This is a genomic window from Aureimonas sp. Leaf454, from assembly GCF_001424685.1.
Classification (GTDB): domain Bacteria; phylum Pseudomonadota; class Alphaproteobacteria; order Rhizobiales; family Rhizobiaceae; genus Plantimonas.
In genome coordinates, this window is sequence record NZ_LMQT01000012.1 from 468,671 (window position 1) to 491,515 (window position 22,845).

Sequence of the window (22,845 nt, forward strand, 5' to 3'; positions counted from 1 at the left end):
TCCGTCACTTAGCGGTGCTGCGCCCCCCATCAACCGGAGGGCGCGGCACCAATTGCCGCAGATTGCGGAGGAAGCGAACGGTCTTTCAGGCTCAGTCGACCTGGCGGACCGCGCCCCGTGCCGCACTCGTCGTCATGGAGGCATAGGCCTTCAGGGCCGTCGTCACCTTGCGCTTGCGGATCTCGACCGGCTTCCAGGCGTCGGCGCCCCTGGCCAGCATCGCCTCGCGGCGCGCGGCGATCTCGGCATCGGGCACGGCAAGGCTGATCTTGCGGTTCGGGATGTCGATCTCGATCGTGTCGCCCTCCTCCACCAGCGCGATCAGGCCGCCCTCGGCCGCTTCCGGCGAGACGTGGCCGATGGACAGGCCCGAGGAGCCGCCGGAGAAGCGGCCGTCGGTGACGAGCGCGCAAGCCTTTCCGAGGCCCTTCGATTTCAGGTAGCTCGTCGGATAGAGCATTTCCTGCATGCCCGGCCCACCCCGCGGCCCCTCGTAGCGGATGAGGACGATGTCGCCGGCCTCGACCTCGTTGGAGAGGATCGCCTTCACCGAGGAATCCTGGCTCTCGAAGATGCGGGCCCGGCCCGTGAAGGTGAGGATCGAGGCGTCGACGCCCGCCGTCTTCACGATGCAGCCGTCCTCGGCGAGGTTGCCGTAGAGCACGGCGAGCCCGCCGTCCTTGGAGAAGGCGTGATCGGCATTGCGGATGACGCCGCCCTCGCGGTCCGTGTCGACCTCGTCGTAGCGGCGGTCCTGGCTGAAGGCGACCTGCGTCGGCACGCCGCCGGGCGCGGCGCGGAAGAAGTCGTGGACCGTCCGGCTGTCCGTGCGCTTGACGTCCCAGCGATCGAGCGCCGCTCCGAGGCTTTCGGCATGGACCGACCCGACGGAGGTGTCGAGGAGCCCGGCGCGATCGAGCTCGCCGAGAATGCCCATGATGCCGCCGGCGCGGTGGACGTCCTCCATGTGGACGTTGGCGATGGAGGGCGCGACCTTGCAGAGGACGGGCACCCGGCGCGACAGGCGATCGATGTCGGCCATGGTGAAATCGACCTCGCCCTCGTGCGCGGCGGCAAGGAGATGGAGCACGGTGTTGGTCGAGCCGCCCATGGCGATGTCGAGCGTCATCGCGTTCTCGAAGGCCGCGAAGCTCGCGATGGCGCGGGGCAGGACGCCGGCATCGTCCTGCTCGTAATGGCGACGGGCGAGATCGACGATGAGATGGCCCGCCTCGACGAAGAGGCGGCGGCGCTCGGCATGGGTGGCGAGCGTCGAGCCGTTGCCGGGCAGCGACAGGCCGAGGGCTTCGGTCAGGCAGTTCATCGAATTGGCCGTGAACATGCCGGAGCAGGAGCCGCAGGTCGGGCAGGCCGAGCGCTCGATGATCTTCACGTCCTCGTCGGAGATCCGCTCGTCGGCGGCGGCGACCATCGCGTCGACGAGGTCGAGCTTCTTCACCGTGTTGTCCGGCCAGACGACCTTGCCGGCCTCCATGGGACCGCCGGAAACGAAGACGGTCGGGATGTTGAGGCGCAGGCTCGCCATCAGCATGCCGGGGGTGATCTTGTCGCAGTTCGAGATGCAGACCATGGCGTCCGCGCAATGGGCGTTGACCATGTACTCGACGCTGTCGGCGATCAGCTCGCGGCTCGGCAGCGAGTAGAGCATGCCGTCGTGGCCCATCGCGATGCCGTCGTCGACGGCGATCGTGTTGAACTCCTTGGCGACGCCGCCGGCCGCCTCGATCTCGCGCGCGACGAGTTGGCCGAGATCCTTCAGGTGGACGTGGCCGGGCACGAACTGCGTGAAGGAATTCACCACCGCGATGATCGGCTTTCCGAAGTCCTCGTCCTTCATGCCCGTCGCGCGCCAGAGACCGCGGGCGCCGGCCATGTTGCGGCCGTGGGTGGTCGTGCGGGAACGATAGGCGGGCATGGCGACCTCTGGGTCTTGCGGGAACGGGAACCGTACCCGTCATTACACCTGACGGGCCAGCGTTCCAACCTCCCCCATGAGGCGAAATGACGACGAAGGCGCGATATCGCTGGAACAGAAGAGAAAAAAGCCTTCCGGCGCCCGCGGACGCGCCTCAGAGGACGGCGAAACCGGCCAGGGCGGCGGCGCCGACGATGGCATAGGCCGGCACCTTCCACGCCACGAGGGCGACGAAGCTCGCGATCGCGATCGCCATGGTCGGAGCCGAGGTCACGCCCTCGGTGAAGACGGGATCGTAGAGCGCGGCGGCGAGGAGGCCGACGACGGCGGCGTTGATGCCGGCAAGCGCTCGCCGCGCGCGGGTCGACCGGCGCAGCGACTGCCAGAACGGGAGGACGCCGACGACGAGGAGAGCGGAGGGCAGGAAGATCGCGCCGATCGCGAGCGCCGCGCCCGCGACGCCGTTCGGCGCCGGACCGCTCGCGGCGCCCACATAGGCGGCGAAGGTGAAGAGCGGACCGGGCACGGCCTGCGTCACGCCGTAGCCGGCGAGAAAGGCTTCGCGCCCGATTCGCCCGGTCTCCACGAATTCGGACTGCAGGAGCGGCAGCACGACATGGCCGCCGCCGAAGACGAGCGAGCCCGAGCGGTAGAAACCGTCGGCCATGATCGCCCAGCCGGCGCTGGTGGACGCCGCGAGAAGCGGCAGGACGAGGAGCAGCGCGGCGAAGAGGACGAGGGCGGCGACCGCGGTGCGCCGCCGGACGGGAACGTCCAGCGAGTCGGCCGCGCTCGCGCCGGCCGCCGCCGCGTCGACGGCGAGAAGCCCCGCGAGACCGCCGAAGAGGATGGCGAGCACCTGTCCGAGAGCCCCCGGCACGAGCAGCGCCAGGATCGCCGCGGCGCCCGCGACGGCCGCGCGGTTGCGGCCGGCTGCAAGGCTTGTCGCCATGCCGAGCACGGCCTGCGCCACGACGGCGACGGCCGCGGCCTTCACCCCGTCGACCCAGGCGCCGCCGGCGCCCCCGACGGCCGAAGCGCCAAGGGCGAAGCCCAGGAGAATCAGCGCCGAGGGCAAGGTGAACCCCAGGAAGGCCGCCAGCAGGCCCCAGCCGCCGGCCCGGCGCAGCCCCAGCGCCATGCCGACCTGACTCGACGCCGGACCCGGCAGGAACTGGCAGAGCGCAACGAGATCGGCATAGGCCGCATCCGAGATCCAGCCGCGCCGGACGACGAAGGCCTGCCGGAAATAGCCGAGATGGGCCACCGGACCGCCGAAGGAGGTCAGCCCGAGCATCAGGAAGGCCCGGAAGACCTCGAAGGCCGTGCCGTTCCGGGTGGCGGGATCGCCGGGGATCTCCCGGTCGTCCGCCATCACGCCCCTTTGGGCCTCCGCCGTCGTCATCGCCTCAACCCCCATCGGTCCCGCGCCGCCGAAACGATCGCGGACATGCCGGCCGCGCCGGCCCGGCCAGCCCCGCGGCCATGGTTCGGCCCCCTTGCGGTGGCCCGAACAGCGCGTCTAGTATCCCAGCCGGGCCGGAACGACGTCGACAACGAGCGACCGCCGGCTTTTTCCTGGGGAGGATCACCATGCAGACCCGACGTCAATTCCTGATGACATCCGTCGCCGCCGGTGCGCTGGCCGGTCTCGCGCCCTCCGCCTTCGCGCAGGACAAGGCGCTGACCATCCTCGCCTCCGTTCCGAGCCTCGGCTTTCCGTTCTTCGTGCACATGCTGAACCAGATCAAGGCGGAAGCCGCCTCGACGGGCGGCATCACGCTGATCGAGAGCGACGGCCAGAATTCCGCGCCCAAGCAGACCGGCGACGTCGAGGCCGCGATCGTGCAGAAGGTCGATGCGATCGTCATGTCGCCGCTCGACGTGAACGCTTTGGCGCCGGCCGTCGAGCAGGCCGTGCAGGCCGGCATTCCCGTCGTCACGATCGACCGGCGCGTCGACGGCGTGGAGGGCATCCTCGCCCATGTCGGCGCCGACAACGCCAAGGGCGGCGAGGCCCAGGCCCAGGCCATCCTGGCGGCGTTCCCGAACGGCGCGACGATCTTCCACCTCCAGGGCCAGCCGGGCGCGGGTCCCGCGATCGACCGCAACAAGGGCGTCCACGCGATTCTCGACGGCAAGGACGCCTACAAGATCGTCTTCGAGCAGACGGCCAACTTCGCCCGGGCCGAGGCTCTGTCGGTGACCGAAGCCGGACTCTCGGCCAACGGGAAGCCGGACGTCATCGTCTGCGCCAACGACGACATGGCGCTCGGCGCTCTCGAAGCCTGCACGGCGGCGGGCCACACCGACGTCAAGATCTACGGCTTCGACGCGCTTCCCGAGGCCCTCGCCTCGGTGCGCGACGGCGGGCTCGCCGGCACGGTCGAGCAGTTTCCGGGCGAGCAGTCGCGCCGGGCTCTGCGCATCGCCGTCGATTTCGCGCGCACCGGGACGAAGCCGGCGGAGTCCCTCGTTCTCCTGACGCCGATCGTCATCGGCAAGGACAATCTCGACAAGGCCGAGCGGATCTCCGAGACGAAGTAGAGGTTCGGGGCGCCCTCGCTCGGAGCCCGACGCGAGGCGCCCCTCTCTTCGATCATCTCGACGACCCGGCTGGAGCCGATCCCGCATGACGTCATCCACAGCCGCCGTTTCCGAACCCGCGGCCCCTCCCGCCGTTCCGCTTCTCGAAATGCGCGGCATCACCAAGCATTTCACGGGCGTCACCGCGCTTCAGGACGTGTCCTTGACCCTTGCAGCCGGCGAGGTGCTCGGGCTCATGGGCGAGAACGGGGCCGGCAAGTCGACGCTCCTCAAGATCCTGTCCGGCGTGCAGCCGCCCTCGGCGGGCGAGATCCGTCTCGACGGTCAGCCGGTATCCTTCCAGGGACCGCAGGACGCGATGCGCGCGGGCATCGTCACGATCTATCAGGAGCTCAGCCTCATCCCGACCCTTTCGGTCGCGGAGAACATCTTCATCGGACGCGCGCCGCTCGGCCGGCTCGGCCTGGTCGACTGGGGCCGCATGCGGCGCGAGGCGCGGGAGATCATCGCGCGGGTCGGCCTCGCCATGGATCCGCAGACGCCGGTGTCCGCGCTTTCCGTCGCCGAGCAGCAGATGGTCGAGATCGCGCGCGCGCTGTCGCTCTCCTCCCGTCTCATCATCATGGACGAGCCGACCTCGGCCCTCTCGGAAACCGAGGTCACCCGGCTCCTCGCGATCATGGACCGACTGCGGCTCGACGGGGTCGCGATCATGTTCGTGACGCATCGCCTCGACGAGGCATCCGAGATCTGCGACCGCATGACCGTGCTGCGGGACGGGCGTCTGGCGGGCCATCTCAGCCGCGAGGGCGGCCGCGCCATCCCTCCGCCGAGCATCGTGGAGCGCATGGTCGGCCGCGCGGCGAGCGACCTCTACGCTCGGCCGGCGGAGCGCGCCACCGCCGGCGAGGTGCGCCTCTCCGTGCGCGGCCTTCGCACCCTTCGCGATCCCGAGGCGCCGCACGCGATCGTACTGGACGGGGTCGATCTCGATCTGAGGGCCGGCGAGATCCTCGGCGTCGCCGGTCTCGTCGGCTCCGGACGGACGGAGATGGCGCGCGCGATCTTCGGGGCGGATCGGATCGCCGGCGGCACGATCACGCTGGACGGGCGGCCGATCGCCCCCGCCTCCCCGGCCGACGCGATCGCGCTCGGCATCGGTCTCGTGCCCGAAGACCGCAAGCACGAGGCGATCTTTCCCGCGCTCGGCATTCTCCCGAACTTCTCGGTCGCCTCGCTGCGCGCCTATTCCAACGCGCTCGGCTTGATGGCGCAGTCCCGCGAGCGTCGCGACCTTCTCGAACACAAGAGCCTTCTCAACATCCGCATGACGAGCGCCGAACAGCCGATCTCGAGCCTGTCGGGCGGGAACCAGCAGAAGGTCATCCTCGCGCGCTGGCTGGCGCGCGACCCGAAGGTGCTGATCGTCGACGAGCCGACGCGCGGCGTCGATGTCGGAGCGAAGGCGGAGGTGCACCAGATCCTCGTCCAGCTCGCCGCCCGCGGCATCGCCATCCTGGTCATCTCGTCCGAACTTCCCGAGATCCTCGCCGTCAGCGATCGGATCGTGACCATGCGGCAGGGCCGGATCACCGGCGAGATGCCGGCCGGCGAGGCGAGCGAGGAACGTCTGATGGCGCTGATGGCGATCGGGTCTTCGACCGATTCCGTTCAGGAGACGACGGCATGACCACGATCGAGCGCGCCCCGCGAGACGGCGTCAACCTGTTCAAGATCGTCATGCGGTTCGGGCCGCTGATGTTCCTCCTGGCGCTGATGACGGTCTTCGCGCTGACCAATCCGAACTTCCTCAACCCGACCAACCTCTTCAACGTCATGCGCCAGATCTCGATCACCGGGTTGATCGCGCTCGGCATGACCTTCGTCATTCTCACCGCCGGCATCGATCTCTCCGTCGGATCGCTCGTCGCGATCTGCGGCATGGTCGCGGCCATCGTCGCCAAGGGCGGAGCTGCGAACACGCTCTCGCTGAGCGCCGGGGCCGGGGCCGGCTACGGCTGGTTCGCCGCGCTTCTCGCGGCCTTGTCGGTCGGCATCGCGGCAGGCGCCGTACAGGGCTTCGCCATCACGCGGCTGAGGGTCCCGCCCTTCGTCGTCACGCTCGGCGGGCTGACGATCTTCCGCGGCCTGACGCTGACCCTGTCGGGCGGTGGTCCGATCTCGGGCTTCGACGCGACCATGCGCTGGTTCGGCACGGGGCTCGTCGGACCGGTTCCGGTGCCGGTCATCATCTTCGCGCTCGCCGCGCTCGCCTGTCACCTCGTCCTCACCTACACGCGCTACGGACGCTCGGTCTATGCGGTGGGCGGCAATGCGGAGGCGGCGCGCCTGTCCGGCATCCGCGTCGACCGCGTGGTGATCTCGGTCTACGTGATCGTCGGCTTCTTCTCGGGGCTGGCGGCCTTCGTTCTGGCCGCGCGGCTGAACTCGGCGGAGGCCGTCGCCGGGATCGGCTACGAACTGACCGTCATCTCCGCCGTCGTCATCGGCGGCACGTCCCTCTTCGGCGGGATCGGCAGCGTCGGCGGCACCGTGATCGGCGCGGCGCTGATCGGCGTCCTCGTCAATGGGCTCGTCCTCAACAACGTCTCCTCCTACACGCAGCAGGTCCTGATCGGCGTCATCCTGATCCTGGCGGTCGCCTTCGACCGCTGGCTGAAAACGCGGGCCGCGCGGCGCTGAAGCGCGGTGCGGACCTTCGGAAAGGTCACGCATCGCTCGCAGGGGGTCACCGGCGCCGGCTCTTCGCCCTAGTCCGGAAGCTCGTCTTGACCTATAGGAAGGCACCACCGGGACGAGGGGCGGCCGCTCCCGCCCCCATGGGCCCAGGAAGGTCCGAACTCATCCCGAAAGGGATGAGGCCGGTACACTTCAACGTCGCGAGGTCAGCGTTCATCATGACAATCGTCGTCACCGGCGCCGCCGGCTTCATCGGCTATCATGTCTGCGAAGCGCTGCTCGCGCGGGGCGAACGCGTGCTCGGGATCGACAACGTCAATGCGTATTACGATCCGCGTCTGAAGGAAGCCCGGTTGGAGCGCCTCGCGCGCCATGAGGGTTTCGCGCTTCGCCGCATCGACATCACGGACCGCGAGGCGATCGGCAGCGCGTTCGCGGGGGACGGCGAGATCGACGGCATCGTCCATCTCGCGGCGCAGGCGGGGGTGCGGTACTCGATCGAGAATCCCTACGCCTATGTCGAATCGAACGTGATGGGCCAGGTGGTTCTGCTCGAGGCGGCCAAGGCGCTCGGCCGGCTCCGTCACTTCGTCTACGCGTCCTCTTCCTCGGTCTACGGACTGAACGACGCGGTGCCCTTTTCCGAGAGCGACCGGACGGACCGGCCGGTCTCGCTCTACGCGGCGACGAAGAAGTCCTGCGAGGCGATCACCCACGCCTACAGCCATCTCTTCCGGCTGCCGACGACCGGACTTCGCTTCTTCACGGTCTATGGCCCCTGGGGACGGCCCGACATGGCCTATTACCTCTTCGCCAAGGCGATCCTGGAAGGCCGGCCGATCGAGGTCTTCAACAACGGCGACATGCGACGGGACTTCACCTATGTCGACGACGTCGTCGCGGGCATCCTCGCGGTGCTCGATCGGCCCCCGGCGGAGGCGGCTGCGGGCGAGCCGCCCTATCGGATCTACAATCTCGGCAACAACCGGACGGAGCCGCTCGGCCGCTTCATCGACGTGCTCGAAGACGCTCTCGGCCGAAAGGCCGAGCGCGTGATGAAGCCGATGCAGGCGGGCGACGTGCGCGAGACCTTCGCGGACATCGCATCGAGCCGCCGCGACTTCGGCTACGATCCCAAGACCTCGATCGACGAAGGGCTGCGCCGCTTCGCCGACTGGTTCAAGGCTTTCCATGGCGCGGCCTGAGCCGCCGCGCCGCCGCGCCGGTCAGGTGCGCGCGTAGACGTCCTCGATGCGCACGATGTCGTCTTCTCCCGTGTAGCTGCCGACCTGGACCTCGATCAGCTTCAGTTCGATCTTGCCGGGATTGTGGAGGCGGTGGGTGCAGCCGATCGGCAGATAAGCAGCCTCGTTCTCGTGATAGAGCTTCACCGTTCCGTCGACCGTCACCTCCGCCGTGCCGTGCACGACGATCCAATGCTCCGCGCGGTGGTAGTGGCGCTGGAGGCTGAGGATGCCGCCCGGCTTGACGCAGATGTGCTTGACCTGGAAGCGCTGGCCGATGTCGATGCGCTGATACCAGCCCCAGGGACGGAACATGCGCAGGTGTTCGCTCGCCTCGCGCCGGCCCTTGGCCTTCAGCGAGGCGACGACGTCCTTGACGCGGCCGGCCGCGGATTTGGCCGCGACCACGACGGCATCGCTGGTGGCCACGACGATCGTGTCCTTCAGTCCGACGACGGCCGTCAGCATGCCGTCGCTGCGCACGAAATTGTCCGAGGCCTCGAAGACCTCGACATTGCCGGACAGGACGTTGCCCTCGGCGTCCTTGTCGCTGATGTCGTAGAGCGCATCCCAGGACCCGATGTCCGACCAGTCGAAGCTTGCCGACAGGACGCCGGCCCGGCGCGTCTTCTCCATGACGGCGATGTCGACGGAGATCTTCGGCACCTTGGCGAAGGCATCGGGATCGAGCCGCAGGAAATCGAGATCGCGAACGGCGCCGTCGACGGCCAGACGCGAGGAGGCGAGAACCTCGGGCGCATGGGCCTCGAACTCGGCCAGCATCGTGTCCGTGCGGAAGATGAAGTTGCCGGAGTTCCAGACATAGCCCTTGGCGATGAAGTCCTCGGCGGTCTCGGCGTCGGGCTTCTCGACGAAGCGGGCGACCTTGTGCGCGCCATGCCCGTCCAGCGCATCGCCGGGCGCGATATAGCCGTAGGCGGTGGAGGCATGCGTCGGGGGAATGCCGAGGGTCATGACGATGCCGCGCTCGGCCAGCGCCGCGGCGCGCCGACAATCGGCGACGAAAGCGCCGCCGTCCAGAATGGCATGATCGGAGGCGAGGACGACGCAGATCGCCTGCGGATCGCGTCGCGCGGCGAGAAGCGCGCCGACGGCGACCGCGGCGGCCGAATCGCGGCGCTCGGGTTCGAGCACGATGTCGGCCTCGACGCCGGCCGCCCGCAGCTGCTCGGCGCAGATGAAGCGGAAGGCATCGCTCGTCACGACGATCGGTCGCTCGAAATCGGCGCCGGACACGCGCTGAAGCGTCGTCTCGAAGGTCGAGCGTTCGCCCGACATCAGGGAAATGAACTGTTTGGGCATGGAATCGCGCGAGATCGGCCAGAGTCTGGTGCCGGCGCCGCCCGCCATGATGATCGGAACGATACGCGTGGTCATGAGGTCATCCTTCTATCGCGGATTCCGCGGCGGACGCTCCGCCGCCTTCGTCCGACGCCGCCGGTCCAGGACGGAACCGGCATCTTGTCAGCGAGACTTCGCTTTCTTATTGCACCGCACATTCTGCATCGCAACACGACGGATCGAGCTGCCGGGCACGGCATCGGCTCCGATGGCTCTTCGCCGCCCCGGGCGCGTCGAAACCCGATCCTGCGCCCTCCGAACCCATCGGTCGATCCTGGCACGGCTTGATGAAGACGGCGTGTGCACGGACGCGGGCGCGGCCGTCCTCGTCCCCAGCCCCGTCGTTGCCGCGCCGGCCGGCCGGACGGTCGGGAAGCCGAGGCGGATCCGGCGCGAACCGATCCGGTAACGGATGTCGTCGACGCTCGATCGGATCAGCCTTGCGCCGTCACGAAATCGGCAGCCTTGGCGAGCCCGACCTGCAGGAGGCGCGCTGCGGCCTCCTCGCTGTCCGCCTCCACGTAGCAGCGCAGCTCCGGCGCATTGCCGGACGGGCGATAATGGACCATCGCGCCATTGCGGAAGACGAAGCGCGCGCCGTCGAGCCGGTCGACCTCCGCGATCTCGCCGACATCGCCGAAGAAGGCGGCGGCCTCTGCGGGATCGGCGAGCAGGCGCTCGGCGAGGCGTGCGCCGATCTCGCTCGGCACGGCCTTCAGGCGGTCGGAGGCGGCGAAGCCGAGCCGGAGAGCGGCGACGATCTCCGCCAAGGGCTTCTGCTGCCGGACGATCTCGCCGAGAACCGCGACGATCGGCAGAACCGCGTCGCGGGTCGGCAGAGCGGGAAGGCTGCGTCCGTCGATCTCGACGGTCGAGCCGAGGAGAACGCCGCCATTCGCCTCGAAGCCGAGCACGGCGCCCGCCCCGGCCTTGGCTGCCTCGTCCATTCCGGCCAGCACGAAGGGCGAGCCGACGCGCGTGCGGCGGACCCGGGCGGGGGCTGCGGCCGCCTCGATCCGCGAGGCCGACGTCACGGGCGTCACGATGGCGGCGACGCCGAGCGCCATGGCCGTGACGAGACCCAGCGTATCGCCGCGCAGCACACGGCCCGCGCCATCGGCGACGAGGGGCCGGTCGGCATCTCCGTCCGCCGAGACGATGGCGTCGACCCTGGTTTCCGCCGCGAAGTCGGCGAGGATCTCGATGTCCTCCGGCCGGTGCGCTTCGGTGTCGACGGGGATGAAGAGGTCGGATCGGGCGAAGGGCACGGTCGCCGCGCCGAGCGAGCGGAGGATCTCGGCGAGGACGTCGCGCGCGACCGTCGAATGCTGATAGACGCCGACGGTCAGACCTTCGAGATAGGTCGGGCCGAAGGCCGTGCGGTAGCGCGCCCGATAGCGCTCCAGGACGTCGGAGCCGGCCCCCTCTTCGAGCTCGGCCGTTTCGGCAGGCGCGTCGCCCGCGCTCAAGGCCGAAAGGATTCCCGTCTCGTCGGCCTTGGTGATCTCGCCGGCGGGCGTGTAGAATTTGAGGCCGTTGCGATCGTCCGGGATGTGGCTTCCCGTCACCATGATGGCGGGAACCTGCAGCGCCAGGGATTCCAAGGCCAGCGCCGGCGTCGGCAAGGCTCCGCAATCCACGACCGTCCAGCCGGCGGCCTTGGCCGCCGCGACGCAGTCGCCCGCGATGCGCGGGCTGCTCGACCGCAGGTCGCGCCCGACCAGCACCCGGCGCCCGCCCGGCAGCGCGGCGCCGTCGAGATGACGGAGGAAGGCCGCCGTATAGGCCGACGTCGCGGGACCGACGAGATCCACCACCAGGCCGCGCAGACCGCTCGTTCCAAATTTCAGGCTCGACATCCGAATTTCCCTCTCTGTCGCAGCGCGCCATGGAGACCGACCGGGATCGATCCCCGTCTTGCTAGGCGAGGTTCAGGGGCGATGGCAACCTGCCGGTGGGAGAACTGACGATCGCGCTCTCCGACGGGCGCGAACCGCGCCCGATACCACGCGCGCGGCCGTGCGGCGCCGCCGGCGATTTCGTGGCACCTCGTTCGGCCGTCCCGCCCACGCGTTGCGACGTGCCGACAGACCGCCGCGGCCGCTGCACCTGCACGGCGACGCCAATTATCATATTTTTCGGCTGCACAGGCGGCGCGCGTTCGTCTATGACACGGCGGACGGAGCGGGAGGCTCCGTATGACCTCTCGTCCGGGACACCCACGCCATGTCATCGACCCCGCCCGTCTTTTCAGGCCTCTTTCCCGTCGCGCCGACGCCCTTCAAGGAGAACGGCGATCTCGATCTCGAGAGCCAGCGCCGCGTCATGGACTGCATGATCGACCAGGGCGTCGACGGCATCTGCATTCTCGCCAATTATTCCGAGCAGTTTCTCCTCGCCGACGACGAACGCGAGACGCTGACGCGGCTCTGCATCGAGCATGTCGCCGGGCGCGTTCCCGTGATGGTCACGGTCAGCCACTTCTCGACGCGGGTCGCTTCGGCCCGCGCCAAGCTGGCGGCGGATTGCGGAGCGAGCCTCCTCATGCTGATGCCCCCCTATCACGGCACGGGAATGCGCATCGACGAAAGCCTGACGCTGGAGCATTTCAGCCGGGTCGGCGAGGCGAGCGGCCTGCCGATCATGGTGCAGGATGCGCCGCTGTCCGGCGTCACGCTGTCGGTCCCCTTCCTCGTCAAGCTCGCCAGGGAACTGCCGCTCGTCCGTCACTTCAAGATCGAGACGCCGCAGACGGCCGCCAAGCTTCGGGCGCTGATCGCGGCCGGCGGGGATGCGATCGTCGGACCGTTCGACGGCGAGGAGGCGATCACGCTGATGGCCGATCTCGATGCGGGCGCCACCGGCACGATGTCGAGCGCGCTCCTGCCCGACCTCATCCGCCCGGTCTTCGACAAGCATCGCGCGGGCGACCGTGAGGGTGCGGCCGAGGCCTACGAGACGATCCTGCCGCTCATCAACTACGAGAACCGCCAGTGCGGCCTTCGCGCCGCCAAGACGGCGATGGCCGAGTTCGGCGTCATCGCCTGCGAGGCGGTCCGCCATCCCCTGGAGCAGATCCACCCCGCGACCCGCGCCGGGCTGATCGAACTGGTGCGGCGCGTCGAGCCTCTCGTCATGCGTTGGGCGCAGTAAGGCGCTACAACGACATCCTGATTCGAGGACGACCGGAAGATCGTCCTCGACGTCCTCGATGATTTCACTGGAAAGTATGACTGACATGAGCATCTCAGGCGAGAACCTCATCAACGGCCAGGGCCGCCGCGGCACCAACGGAGAGCTGCGCGGCATCGCCGCCGCCACCGGCGAAAAGCTGGAACCGGGCTTCGGCGGCGCGACGCAGGCCGATCTCGAAGAAGCCTGCGCCCTGGCGGATGCCGCGTTCGACACGGTCCGCGAAACCTCGCTCGAGGCGCGCGCCGCCTTCCTCGAAGCCATCGCGGAGAACATCCTCGCCATCGGTCCCGAGCTCGTGGACCGCTGCGTCGCCGAGTCCGGCCTTCCCCGGGGCCGTGTCGAGGGTGAGCGCGGCCGCACCGTCGGCCAGCTCCGCCTCTTCGCCTCGGTCGTGCGCGAAGGGCGCTTTCTCGACGTGCGGATCGACAAGGCCCTGCCGGAGCGCACCCCGCTTCCCCGCGTCGATCTGCGGATGCGCAACATCGCGGTCGGCCCGGTCGCGGTCTTCGGCGCGTCGAACTTTCCCCTCGCCTTCTCCGTCGCCGGCGGCGACACGGCCTCCGCCTTTGCCGCGGGTTGCCCGGTGATCGTCAAGGCCCATTCGGCCCATCCCGGGACGTCCGAACTGGTGGGCCGGGCGGTGCAGAAGGCCGTCGCCGATTGCGGACTGCCGGCGGGCACCTTCGCCCTTCTCTTCGATACGGGGCGCGCGATCGGCCAGGGCCTCGTCGCCGATGCCCGCATCAAGGCCGTCGGCTTCACCGGTTCGCGCACGGGCGGCACGGCCTTGATGAAGATCGCCGCCAACCGCGCCGAGCCGATCCCGGTCTATGCCGAGATGAGCTCGATCAACCCGGTCATCGTCCTCGAAAACGCCCTCGCCTCGCGGGGCGCGAAGATCGGCACGGATTTCGTCGCAGCCCTGACGCTCGGCGCCGGCCAGTTCTGCACCAATCCCGGCCTGATCCTCACGACGGCGGGCGACGGCTACGACGACTTCGTGACGGCCGCGGGAGCCGCGGTCGATGCGGCCGCCCGCCAGACCATGCTCACCAACGGCATCGCAAGGACCTATCGCGACAGTGTCGGCAAGCTCGGCTCGCACGGCAACGTCAAGACGCTCGCCGGCGGTCGTCCCGGCGAGGGCGGCGAAGGGGCCGCCTTGTTCGAGACGACGGACGAGGCCTTTCTCGCCCATTCCGAACTTCAGGAAGAGGTCTTCGGCGCCTCCTCGCTGATCATCCGCTGCCAGAATGCGGCCAGCCTGACGGAGGTCGTGTCGCATCTGGAAGGACAGCTGACGATCGCGGTCCATCTCGACGAGGGCGATCGGGATGCGGCGAAGGCGCTGCTGCCGCTCCTGGAGAAGAAGGCCGGCCGCATCATCGCCAACGGCTTCGGACGAATTCGGCGGCGATCTGCCGAGGGCGCNAGCCTGACGGAGGTCGTGTCGCATCTGGAAGGACAGCTGACGATCGCGGTCCATCTCGACGAGGGCGATCGGGATGCGGCGAAGGCGCTGCTGCCGCTCCTGGAGAAGAAGGCCGGCCGCATCATCGCCAACGGCTTCGGCACCGGCGTCGAGGTGGCCCATGCGATGGTGCATGGCGGCCCCTACCCCGCGACGTCGGACGGCCGGACGACCTCGGTCGGCAGCCTCGCGATCGCGCGGTTCCTGCGCCCGGTCTCGTATCAGTCGCTCGCCGACGCGCTTCTGCCGGAAGCGCTGCGCGACGCCAACCCCTGGAACGTGCCGCAGCGGATCGATCCTGCGGCTTGAGACAACGGCAAAAGCCTCGGGCATGCGGGCGACGTCGTCCGCATGCCCGAGGCGACGTCTAGACCCGTTTCAGGGTCGCGGTTTTAAAAAAAAAGCGCCGCTATACCGACCCACATCATGCCTGATACGGCCAGTCCGAGGGTCAGACCCTGGGCGGGGCTCAAAATCTTGTCCGATCGGCGGTCCGTCCGCTCGACCATCGGAAGCTCGTAGCCTCGATCGGCAACCAATCTTTGCATGTCCGTCTCCCTTCAAATCCATAACGCGAAGGCCGGGCGATCGATCCGCCGAACTGCCGAACGGCCTGCGTCGAGGCGACCTGGTGCAGCTTCCAACCGAAGGCTTTCGCAGGCCGGTCCAAGCCATTGCGTCCGCTTTCGGGGGCCGACAGCGGGTTCTCCGCCACTGGGTCCGTCATCTCCACCCTATCGACCAACACCCCAAAACTTCTTTACCGGTTCGCTCAACTTCGACGGGTTCTGCGTTTGTGGGTCTCATGGCCTCGCGGGTCACGGCATCCAGTTGCGCCGCATCGCCCGCGATTTCCTCTTCCGCCTGCGACACGCGTTGAAGGAGCTGCCTGCGTTGCCCGTTGCGGTCCTCGCGCCGACTGTCGAACTGGCGTCGCTCGACCTCGAGGAAATCTTCGAACTCGGTGTGGCCGCGCAGGACCGGAGGCTGAACATGGGAGAAGGTCAACGTGTCCACCCCATCGCGCTCGGCGATGAGGCGGTCGAGCCGGGCCTGCTTCTGCACGAGGCTGCTGGCGACCGCATGGGCCTGCGCATCGGTAACGACCCGGTCCAAGACGACCAGGGTTTGACCGGCGGTCACGTGGTCCCCTTCCGAGACGAGCAGTTCGCGCACGATTCCGCCCGTCGGATGCTGGATCGTCTTCGGACCCGTCGCGACGACGAAATTGCCTTGGCTCACCACGGCGCGGCATCGCAAGGACCTATCGCGACAGTGTCGGCAAGCTCGGCTCGCACGGCAACGTCAAGACGCTCGCCGGCGGTCGTCCCGGTGAGGGCGGCGAAGGAGCCGCCTTGTTCGAAACGACGGACGAGGCGTTTCTCGCCCATTCCGAACTTCAGGAAGAGGTCTTCGGCGCCTCCTCGCTGATCATCCGCTGCCAGGATGCGGCCAGCCTGACGGAGGTCGTGTCGCATCTGGAAGGACAGCTGACGATCGCGGTCCATCTCGACGAGGGCGATCGGGATGCGGCGAAGGCGCTGNCTTGCTCGCGCCCTTCGAAAGCGATGCCGAAGGCCGCGCGAACCCGTCCCCAGGATGCGGCCAGCCTGACGGAGGTCGTGTCGCATCTGGAAGGACAGCTGACGATCGCGGTCCATCTCGACGAGGGCGATCGGGATGCGGCGAAGGCGCTGCTGCCGCTTCTGGAGAAGAAGGCCGGCCGCATCATCGCCAACGGCTTCGATACCGGCGTCGAGGTGGCCCATGCGATGGTGCATGGCGGCCCCTACCCCGCGACGTCGGATGGCCGGACGACCTCGGTCGGCAGTCTCGCCATCGCGCGGTTCCTGCGACCGGTCTCGTATCAGTCGCTCGCCGACGCGCTTCTGCCGGAAGCGCTGCGCGACGCCAACCCCTGGAACGTGCCGCCGCGGATCGATCCGGCGGCCTGACCCGGCGAGGCGAAAGCATAAGCGGAACAGGATTGAGGACTGCGCAAGCGTCCCGCCTGCGCAGTCCTCAGCCGTCCGGCACGGGTTCGTTCAGCGTGCGACAGGGCCCGCGCCGAACGCCATCAGGCCGCGACCCGACGGCTGGACGGCGTTCACTCCGCCCGCCGCGTCATCGGCCCTTGCGCAGAAACAGCGCGGCGATCCCGGCCCATATGGCGCCCGACAGCGTCAGGCCCAGCGCGAGGCCCCTCGCCGGCGAGAGAGCCTCTTCGGACCTAGGGTCTCGACGTTTGGGCTCGGGGAGTTCGAGACTCCTGTCGTCGATCCGTCTCGGCATCGTCGTCTCCCTTCAAGCCCGACATCTAGAGGCCGGGACGGCGGGGACACAGGGGACGTCGCGCCTGATCCCTTTGATGTGAACGAAGATCCCGCTCCCCAAGCCGGAGCCTCGACGAAGGGGATGGACGAGCCGTTTGCACGCACCTTGCCGCACATGAGAGCGCCGTGTGTCCTTTCGGTCGCGCGAAGGACGCTGTTACGGCTTGAATCGAAGCATCGGTCTTTCCGAACTTCGAGTCCAGTTTTCGGGACGATGCTGTCGGCCGACCGCGTCACCGGAACGAACGGCTGATCTGGTCGGTCAACGGCTTGGTGAGATAGGACGCGATCGTGCGGTCGCTCGTGCGAACGAAGACTTCGAGCGGCATGCCGGCGACAAGCGGCAAGTCCCCCAGCCGACCGAGTTCCCCCGCCGCCAGCCTGATTCGCGCCTTGTAGAACATCGCGCCCGTTCGGGGATCCTGCTCCAGATCCGGCGACACGCGGGCGAGGGTTCCGTTGAGTGCGGGCGTCGTGCCCCGATCGAAGGCCGAGAAATGGATCTCGGCGGATTGGCCGGGAAAGAGCTGGTCGATGTCGTTCGGCCGCACCCGGATCTCGCCGACGAGGGCGTCCGCTTCCGGCACGACGAGCATCAGCACCTCGGCCGGCTGGATGACGCCGCCGATCGTATGGATGGCGAGTTCGTGCACGACGCCGTCCTGCGGTGCGATGATGACGCTACGCTGCTGCGCCTCGGTGGCGATTACGCGCCGTTCCGCGAGGTCGGAGACCTCCTGCTGGGTCTGGGAGATCTGGTCGGTGAGGTCAGATCGAAGCGTCTGGTCGACCTGAAGGATCTGGAGTTGGATTTCCGAGACCCGCCCCTTGCCGGAGGCGATGGCGGCCTGAAGGGACCCTTTCCGCCCCTCCAGCTGAGCCAGGCTCCGCTCGATCTCCGACAGGCGTTCGTTGGTGACGAGCTTCTTGCGAAAGAGCGCGCGCAGTCCCGACAGTTCGCGCTCGACCACCTCCACCTCGCGCGACACCGCCGCGAACTGCGCCGCATTGCCGCCGATCTCGTCCTCCGCCTGCCGGACGCGTTCGAGGAGCTGCCGCCGCTGCCCGTCGCGATCCTGGCGGCGGATCTCGAACTGGCGGCGCTCGACATCGAGAAAGCGCTCGAAGGCGGTGTGCCCGCGCAGAACCGGCGGCTGGACGCTCGGAAAGGTCAGGGTCTCGGCGCCGTCGCGCTCGGAGATGAGGCGGTCGAGCCGGGCCTGTTTCTGGACGAGGCTGCTCGCCACCGCCGCCGACTGCGCGTCCGTGACGACGCGGTCGAGAACCACCAGGGGCTGCCCCGCCTTCACCCGGTCCCCCTCCGACACCAGGAGCTCGCGAACGACGCCGCCGCTCTGGTGCTGGATCTTCTTGGCGCCCGTGTCCACAACGAGAACGCCCTGGCTGACCACCGCCCCCGCGATCACCGTGCGCGACAGGAAGACGACGAGGGTCGCGACGAAACCGCCGGCGATCCAGCCGGTGGTCCGCATCGTCCCCCGAAGGGAGCGAAAGCTCCCCGTCCGTTCCACCGGGACGGCTTCGAGCGTCGCCGCCTCGGGGCGCCGCGACGGAACCGTCTCGAATGTCCTCGGATGGAGCGCGTGGACGGTGCCGCTCTCGCGAACGCTCTCGCCGCCGGACGTTGCGATCTGACGCAGCTTCGCGATCATGGCGTCATCCTACCTTGCCGGCGGCGGCCGTCCGAAGGGGAGCCGCGCCGCGACCCGACACCCTCTCCAGCACCTCGTCGCGGGGGCCGAACGCCTGCACGCGGCCTTCGCCGAGAATCATCACGTGACCGACGGCCGACAGGATGCTCGGTCGATGCGCGACGATCAGCACGATGGCGCCGCGCGCCCGCGCAGCCAGCATGGCCGCCTGGAGCGCTGCCTCGCCGTCGTGATCGAGATTGGAATTCGGCTCGTCGAGGACGATGAGGAAGGGATCGCCGTAGAGGGCGCGGGCGAGGCCCAGTCGCTGGTTCTGCCCGCCGGAGAGCCCTGCTCCGTTTTCGCCGATCATCGTGTCGTAGCCTTCGGGGAGGCGGGCGATCATGTCGTGAACGCCCGCGGCGCGCGCAGCCTGCACGATGGCGAGCGGGTCGGCGTCGCCGTCGAACCGCGCGATGTTCTGAGCGACCGTTCCCTCGAACAGGGCGACCGTCTGCGGGAGATAGCCGACGAACCGTCCCCGCTCGGTCGACGACCAGTGCGACAGGGAATGGCCGTCGAGACGGACGGCGCCCATCTCCAGCGACCAGAGACCGACAATCGCGCGCACCAGCGTCGACTTCCCCGATCCGGTCGGGCCGATGATCCCGAGGCCCTCCCCCGCCGTCAAGGCGAAGGAGACATCGCGCACGACGAGGCGACCGACCTTCGGCGGAGCGAGCGAGATCGCCTCGCAGACCAGCATGCGGTTCGGCACGGGCACGGAAAAGGGCGAGCGTTCCACCGGATTGCACTGCAGCGCCTCGTCCAGCCGCGTCCAGCTCTGCCGCGCCGCGACGAAGCTCTTCCAGTGCGCGATCGAGAACTCAATCGGCGACAGCGCGCGCGCGGACAGGATGGAGCTCGCGATCATGATGCCGCCCGTCGCTTCCTGATTGATCACGAGGTAGGCGCCGACGGCGAGAACGAAGGACTGCAGCACCATGCGGGCGGTGCGGGAGGACGTGTTGAGAACGGCCTGCATGTCCGCCATGTCGCGGCTGAGGGCGACGATCCGCTCGCCGACCCGGTTCCACGAGGCCGACATCGCGAGCGTCATGCCCATCGCCTGCAGGGTCTCCGACTGGCTTTGGCTGGCTAGGGTGATCGCGGAGCGACGGTTCACAGCCTCCTCCAGGGCCGTCGACGGGCCCTTGGTGACGAGGTCGCTGACGACGGTGATCCCGACGAGGACCAGCGCGCCGACCACGACGCTCACCCCGATCGCCCAGTGGAACGCGAAGCAGATGCCGAGATAGATCGGCAGCCACGGGAGGTCGAAGAGCGCGGTCGGACCCATCGAGGATAGAAAGCCGCGGATCTGGTCCATGTCCCGCACGGCGCCCGCGCCGTTGGCGTTGCCCTGCGCCGCCTTGCGCACCGTCGTGTCGTAGATGCGGGCGTTGAGGGATTCCTGGACGACCAGCCCGACCCGCGTCAGCTGCCGCGCCCGCGCGATGTCGATCAGGCCCTGAAAGACGTAGACGAGGAGCGCGATCAGTCCGAGCGACACGAGCGTCGAGACGCTGCCGCTCGGGATCACCCGGTCGTAGACCGCCAGCATGAAGATCGAGCCGGTGAGCGCCAGCACGTTGGCAACGCCGCTGAGGAGACCGATCGACAGGAACGCGCCCCGGCATTCAACGAGGCAGTTCGACAGTTCGGAGCGCATGTCTGGTCACGTTCTTCGGTCGGTGATCGCAAAACCACCTTACCGCGCGATAAGTCTGCGCTTCCTTAATATCGAACCACGGCCCTCCGATCCAAACCGTTCCGCTGTCATGATAAATCCATCCGCCGGCAGCGCTCCCGCGCAAGCCTCGTGACGCGTGCCGTCAGAGCAGATCCAGATAGACCGCGGCCGACTTCGCCCAGGAGAACTGCTTCACGCGTTCGCGGCCCCGTTCGACGAACAGCCGCCGCCGCTCGGGGGCCCCACTCAAGGCAAGTACCGCATCGAGCCAGGGTTTGGGATCGTGCGGATCGAGGAGCGCACCGGCATCCCCGACGATCGAGGGCATGCAGGACGCGTTTGACGCGACGACGGGGCAGTCGAGCGCCATCGCCTCGACGAGCGGAATGCCGAACCCCTCCACGGTGGAGGGAAAGAGGAGGCACACCGCGTTGCGATAGAGCCAGCCGAGATCGTCGTCGGAAATCCGGCCAAGCATCTTGAAACTCGCATATCCCGCTTCGTCGAGACGGCTGAACTCGGCACCGCCCGCGCCGCAGGCGACGACGTCGATTCCCTTCTCCGCCAGTTCGCGCGCGACCTTCGCGACGACAGCCCAGTTCTTGTGGGCGGCGAGGCTGCCGACGAGGAGCACGAACGGGCGGTCGATGCCGTATTCGGCCGCGACGCCGGAGGCTTCGGTCGACCATCTCAAGGCATGCTCGTGGCCATTCGGCGCGACCTTAATGTCGTGCCGGCGCGCGATGCCGGTTTCGGCGAGCATGCGCGCGGAATAATCCGAGACCGTCACGATGTGGCGGGAGGTGCCGACGACGAGCGGCGTGATCAACCTGAGATAGGCGCGAAATTTGGGGGAATAGCTTTGTGGCTCCAGCATGACATTGGCATCGTGGATGCAGACGATCTTGTCGCGGTAGGCGATCGGACCGGTGTTGCCGAAGCAGAGGAGCATGCCCTTCGCGCGCCGGACGAGCGTCGTCTGTTCCCAGAAGATGTTGCCGGGCCCGGCCGCGATGTCGGTGGCGAGGTTCGGGTGGGCGCCGGGATCGACGGCGCAGGGCGCGATCAGCGTACCCCGCAGTTCGCGGCCGGGGCCCAGCTGCCGATCGATCTCGCGCGTGATCTCGAGAGCATAGCGCTGGACGCCGGTCGTCTTCTGCGAGAGGAAGCGGCCGTTGATGGAAAAAGGCTTCAATCCGGTCTTTCCCGTTCTGGTCTCCGTTCCGTCGACGGCCATCAGAGATCCGTCGCCTTGGAAGGGCTAAGGCGGCGGGTGACGAGATGGACGAGGCCGAGAACATTGCCCCGGAGCCGGCCACGCCGGTCGACCCAGGGTTCCGGCCGCGCCGACTTCGTTACGTTCGCGGCAAGGTTGCGGGCGACCTGGCCGAAGGCGTGGCGTGAGGACAGGGTGCCCTTGCGCCAGAGGTAGATCGGATTGGCGACCTGCGAATAGCCGAGACGCCGGCCGGGACTGCGTCCAGACCGCTTGGTGCCGAGATGGACGCCGCGCAGACGGGGGGCGAGGACGATGGCCCCGAAGGGCGCCAGCTGCCGGCTGAAGTCGACATCCTCCTGCCAGGCATAGAGCGGCAGGACCTCGTCGAAGCGGATGCCGTGCCGGCGCACCGGCTCCAGCCACACGATCATGTTGCAGCCATAGGCATTGTAGGTGTCGGCCGGCTCCCCGCCCGCATTCGGTCCGGCTGCCGCAACGATCGACGCTCCCTCGTCGAACTCGAGACCGGCTGACATAATGCCGTCGGCAAGGACATGGCCGGTCGCGACGACGACGTCCGGCCGCTCTCGGAAGAGGCGGCCGACTTCGATCAGGAAGTCCGGCGCCAGAAGGAAGTCGTCGTCGATGAAGACCATGACGTCCGCGCCGGAGGCCTCGATCAACGCGTTGCGTTGGGCGGGAAGGCCCCGCCGGCCGGTCACGATCCGAGCTTCGGGAAAGGCGAGAGACAACCGATCCGCGTCCACGTCGTCCGGGCTGGCCGGGCAGACGAGGAGTTCGTCCGGCAGCCGCTCCTGACGGCGAAGATGGTCGATCGTATCGGCAAGCACGTCACGGCGTCCGGCGGTCGCGATGGCAACGGCGATCACGGCATTCTTCAACATGGCGATCCATTCCAAACGGGCAGGTGACGGGCATGCGGGAGCAGGGAGACCGCGACGGGTTTTCGCCGGAAGATCCGTCCAGGTCGATGGCCGCGAGCCGCATCGGCGGACAGCGGACGGCATGGAGCTGACGGCCCTCCGACACGTAAGCCTCCATGTCATTCAACCGGGCCTCAGGTCAAATCGTCAGTGTTCCAACGTGAGTGTACCCACGTGCTGGGTGTCCCATGCGCGAGGTCGACTGCTGGACCTCCTGCCATCAGTGCCGACGGGTCCAAGCCTCCCGGAAAGAACCGGTATCGTCCGGAAACGCGGGAAACACGCGGCAACAGGCCGGGCCGGCCATCTCCGCCGGGCGAAATCCCGCTGGTGATCCGGACGGAACCCGGCATGGTTCCGCTGGGGAACCGAAAGGTTGGAACTGTCCGAACGGACAATTAGTGCCCGCGAATTTGCAATTCTGCTATGCAGCCATGTGACCCGGCTGAAAGGCCCACCTCGGAGGTGACCATGGAATCGGCATCGCGA

The 22,845-nt window shown here is 68.3% G+C and carries 16 protein-coding genes and 3 pseudogenes; 9 read left to right on the forward strand and 10 right to left on the reverse strand.

Annotated elements, in window-relative coordinates; translation table 11 throughout:
- Nucleotides 1-91: 91 nt before the first annotated feature.
- Nucleotides 92-1,936, reverse strand: coding sequence for a dihydroxy-acid dehydratase (gene ilvD / locus ASG43_RS10970; RefSeq protein ID WP_056504326.1), 1,845 nt, complete (start codon nucleotides 1,934-1,936; stop codon nucleotides 92-94).
- Nucleotides 1,937-2,090: 154 nt separating this feature from the next.
- On the reverse strand, nucleotides 2,091-3,311 hold the full coding sequence (gene chrA, locus ASG43_RS10975; protein ID WP_056504555.1) for a chromate efflux transporter: 1,221 nt from the start codon (nucleotides 3,309-3,311) through the stop codon (nucleotides 2,091-2,093).
- A 218-nt stretch (nucleotides 3,312-3,529) separates the two neighbouring features.
- Here chrA and ASG43_RS10980 point away from each other — a divergent pair, with 218 nt between their 5' ends.
- The 4 genes from ASG43_RS10980 to ASG43_RS10995 all read left to right on the forward strand — a co-directional run bounded on the left by ASG43_RS10980 (nucleotide 3,530) and on the right by ASG43_RS10995 (nucleotide 8,388).
- Nucleotides 3,530-4,483 (forward strand): substrate-binding domain-containing protein, encoded by a 954-nt coding sequence (locus ASG43_RS10980; RefSeq protein WP_056504329.1) that lies wholly within the window; start codon nucleotides 3,530-3,532, stop codon nucleotides 4,481-4,483.
- A gap of 85 nt (nucleotides 4,484-4,568) precedes the next feature.
- Nucleotides 4,569-6,173: a sugar ABC transporter ATP-binding protein gene (locus tag ASG43_RS10985; RefSeq protein ID WP_056504332.1), complete on the forward strand. Its 1,605-nt coding sequence runs from the start codon at nucleotides 4,569-4,571 to the stop codon at nucleotides 6,171-6,173.
- Nucleotides 6,170-7,186, forward strand: coding sequence for an ABC transporter permease (locus ASG43_RS10990; protein WP_056504335.1), 1,017 nt, complete (start codon nucleotides 6,170-6,172; stop codon nucleotides 7,184-7,186). Before ASG43_RS10985 ends, ASG43_RS10990 begins: the two co-directional genes overlap by 4 nt.
- A 215-nt stretch (nucleotides 7,187-7,401) precedes the next feature.
- Nucleotides 7,402-8,388 carry an NAD-dependent epimerase/dehydratase family protein gene (locus tag ASG43_RS10995; protein ID WP_056504341.1) on the forward strand — a complete coding sequence of 329 codons (987 nt, stop codon included), beginning with the start codon at nucleotides 7,402-7,404 and terminating at the stop codon, nucleotides 8,386-8,388.
- Between the two features lie 21 nt (nucleotides 8,389-8,409).
- Here ASG43_RS10995 and ASG43_RS11000 read toward each other — a convergent pair whose 3' ends face one another.
- Nucleotides 8,410-9,825 carry a mannose-1-phosphate guanylyltransferase/mannose-6-phosphate isomerase gene (locus ASG43_RS11000; protein ID WP_056504346.1) on the reverse strand — a complete coding sequence of 472 codons (1,416 nt, stop codon included), beginning with the start codon at nucleotides 9,823-9,825 and terminating at the stop codon, nucleotides 8,410-8,412.
- Nucleotides 9,826-10,223: 398 nt separating this feature from the next.
- Complete coding sequence (locus tag ASG43_RS11010; protein WP_056504353.1) at nucleotides 10,224-11,648, reverse strand: phosphomannomutase; 1,425 nt, start codon at nucleotides 11,646-11,648, stop codon at nucleotides 10,224-10,226.
- Nucleotides 11,649-12,015: 367 nt separating this feature from the next.
- Here ASG43_RS11010 and ASG43_RS11015 point away from each other — a divergent pair, with 367 nt between their 5' ends.
- The 3 genes and pseudogenes from ASG43_RS11015 to ASG43_RS23525 all read left to right on the forward strand — a co-directional run.
- Nucleotides 12,016-12,942, forward strand: a complete 927-nt coding sequence (locus ASG43_RS11015; protein WP_056504355.1) for a dihydrodipicolinate synthase family protein — start codon at nucleotides 12,016-12,018, stop codon at nucleotides 12,940-12,942.
- A gap of 85 nt (nucleotides 12,943-13,027) precedes the next feature.
- Nucleotides 13,028-14,415 (forward strand): aldehyde dehydrogenase (NADP(+)) (locus tag ASG43_RS11020; protein ID WP_156386643.1); only part of this gene is annotated, 1,388 nt, incomplete at its 3' end.
- A 1-nt stretch (nucleotide 14,416) separates the two neighbouring features.
- Nucleotides 14,417-14,764 (forward strand): annotated as a pseudogene (locus ASG43_RS23525) (aldehyde dehydrogenase (NADP(+))); the annotation flags it as partial.
- A gap of 414 nt (nucleotides 14,765-15,178) precedes the next feature.
- Here the strand turns inward: ASG43_RS23525 and ASG43_RS11025 are convergent.
- A complete protein-coding gene (locus ASG43_RS11025) occupies nucleotides 15,179-15,697 on the reverse strand; it encodes a biotin/lipoyl-binding protein (RefSeq protein WP_162244711.1) in 519 nt (172 codons plus the stop codon).
- A 113-nt stretch (nucleotides 15,698-15,810) separates the two neighbouring features.
- On the opposite strand from ASG43_RS11025, the pseudogene ASG43_RS23390 reads away from it, so the two are divergent.
- Together ASG43_RS23390 and ASG43_RS23530 are read left to right on the forward strand one after the other, a co-directional pair.
- A pseudogene (locus ASG43_RS23390) lies at nucleotides 15,811-15,999 on the forward strand (aldehyde dehydrogenase); the annotation flags it as partial.
- 1 nt (nucleotide 16,000) lies between these two features.
- A pseudogene (locus ASG43_RS23530) lies at nucleotides 16,001-16,410 on the forward strand (aldehyde dehydrogenase (NADP(+))); the annotation flags it as partial.
- Between the two features lie 169 nt (nucleotides 16,411-16,579).
- On the opposite strand, the gene ASG43_RS22740 reads toward ASG43_RS23530, so the two are convergent.
- The 5 genes from ASG43_RS22740 to ASG43_RS11050 all read right to left on the reverse strand — a co-directional run bounded on the left by ASG43_RS22740 (nucleotide 16,580) and on the right by ASG43_RS11050 (nucleotide 22,317).
- Nucleotides 16,580-16,747, reverse strand: a complete 168-nt coding sequence (locus tag ASG43_RS22740; protein ID WP_156386631.1) for a hypothetical protein — start codon at nucleotides 16,745-16,747, stop codon at nucleotides 16,580-16,582.
- Between the two features lie 274 nt (nucleotides 16,748-17,021).
- Nucleotides 17,022-18,461, reverse strand: coding sequence for an HlyD family type I secretion periplasmic adaptor subunit (locus tag ASG43_RS11035; protein WP_082490823.1), 1,440 nt, complete (start codon nucleotides 18,459-18,461; stop codon nucleotides 17,022-17,024).
- 4 nt (nucleotides 18,462-18,465) lie between these two features.
- Nucleotides 18,466-20,172 (reverse strand): type I secretion system permease/ATPase, encoded by a 1,707-nt coding sequence (locus ASG43_RS11040; protein WP_056504367.1) that lies wholly within the window; start codon nucleotides 20,170-20,172, stop codon nucleotides 18,466-18,468.
- Between the two features lie 163 nt (nucleotides 20,173-20,335).
- Nucleotides 20,336-21,430, reverse strand: coding sequence for a glycosyltransferase family 1 protein (locus ASG43_RS11045; RefSeq protein ID WP_056504369.1), 1,095 nt, complete (start codon nucleotides 21,428-21,430; stop codon nucleotides 20,336-20,338).
- Nucleotides 21,430-22,317, reverse strand: coding sequence for a glycosyltransferase (locus ASG43_RS11050; RefSeq protein ID WP_056504372.1), 888 nt, complete (start codon nucleotides 22,315-22,317; stop codon nucleotides 21,430-21,432). The genes ASG43_RS11045 and ASG43_RS11050 overlap by 1 nt, the downstream gene beginning before the upstream one ends.
- Nucleotides 22,318-22,845: the final 528 nt, after the last annotated feature.

Excerpts from the sequence above, each read along its gene's own strand:
- ilvD (WP_056504326.1), bottom strand. The coding sequence starts at position 1,936 with ATGCCCGCCTATCGTTCCCGCACGACCACCCACGGCCGCAACATGGCC.
- chrA (WP_056504555.1), bottom strand. The coding sequence starts at position 3,311 with ATGGCGGACGACCGGGAGATCCCCGGCGATCCCGCCACCCGGAACGGC.
- ASG43_RS10980 (WP_056504329.1), top strand. The coding sequence starts at position 3,530 with ATGCAGACCCGACGTCAATTCCTGATGACATCCGTCGCCGCCGGTGCG.
- ASG43_RS10985 (WP_056504332.1), top strand. The coding sequence starts at position 4,569 with ATGACGTCATCCACAGCCGCCGTTTCCGAACCCGCGGCCCCTCCCGCC.
- ASG43_RS10990 (WP_056504335.1), top strand. The coding sequence starts at position 6,170 with ATGACCACGATCGAGCGCGCCCCGCGAGACGGCGTCAACCTGTTCAAG.
- ASG43_RS10995 (WP_056504341.1), top strand. The coding sequence starts at position 7,402 with ATGACAATCGTCGTCACCGGCGCCGCCGGCTTCATCGGCTATCATGTC.
- ASG43_RS11000 (WP_056504346.1), bottom strand. The coding sequence starts at position 9,825 with ATGACCACGCGTATCGTTCCGATCATCATGGCGGGCGGCGCCGGCACC.
- ASG43_RS11010 (WP_056504353.1), bottom strand. The coding sequence starts at position 11,648 with ATGTCGAGCCTGAAATTTGGAACGAGCGGTCTGCGCGGCCTGGTGGTG.
- ASG43_RS11015 (WP_056504355.1), top strand. The coding sequence starts at position 12,016 with ATGTCATCGACCCCGCCCGTCTTTTCAGGCCTCTTTCCCGTCGCGCCG.
- ASG43_RS22740 (WP_156386631.1), bottom strand. The coding sequence starts at position 16,747 with ATGCCGAGACGGATCGACGACAGGAGTCTCGAACTCCCCGAGCCCAAA.
- ASG43_RS11035 (WP_082490823.1), bottom strand. The coding sequence starts at position 18,461 with ATGATCGCGAAGCTGCGTCAGATCGCAACGTCCGGCGGCGAGAGCGTT.
- ASG43_RS11040 (WP_056504367.1), bottom strand. The coding sequence starts at position 20,172 with ATGCGCTCCGAACTGTCGAACTGCCTCGTTGAATGCCGGGGCGCGTTC.
- ASG43_RS11045 (WP_056504369.1), bottom strand. The coding sequence starts at position 21,430 with ATGGCCGTCGACGGAACGGAGACCAGAACGGGAAAGACCGGATTGAAG.
- ASG43_RS11050 (WP_056504372.1), bottom strand. The coding sequence starts at position 22,317 with ATGTTGAAGAATGCCGTGATCGCCGTTGCCATCGCGACCGCCGGACGC.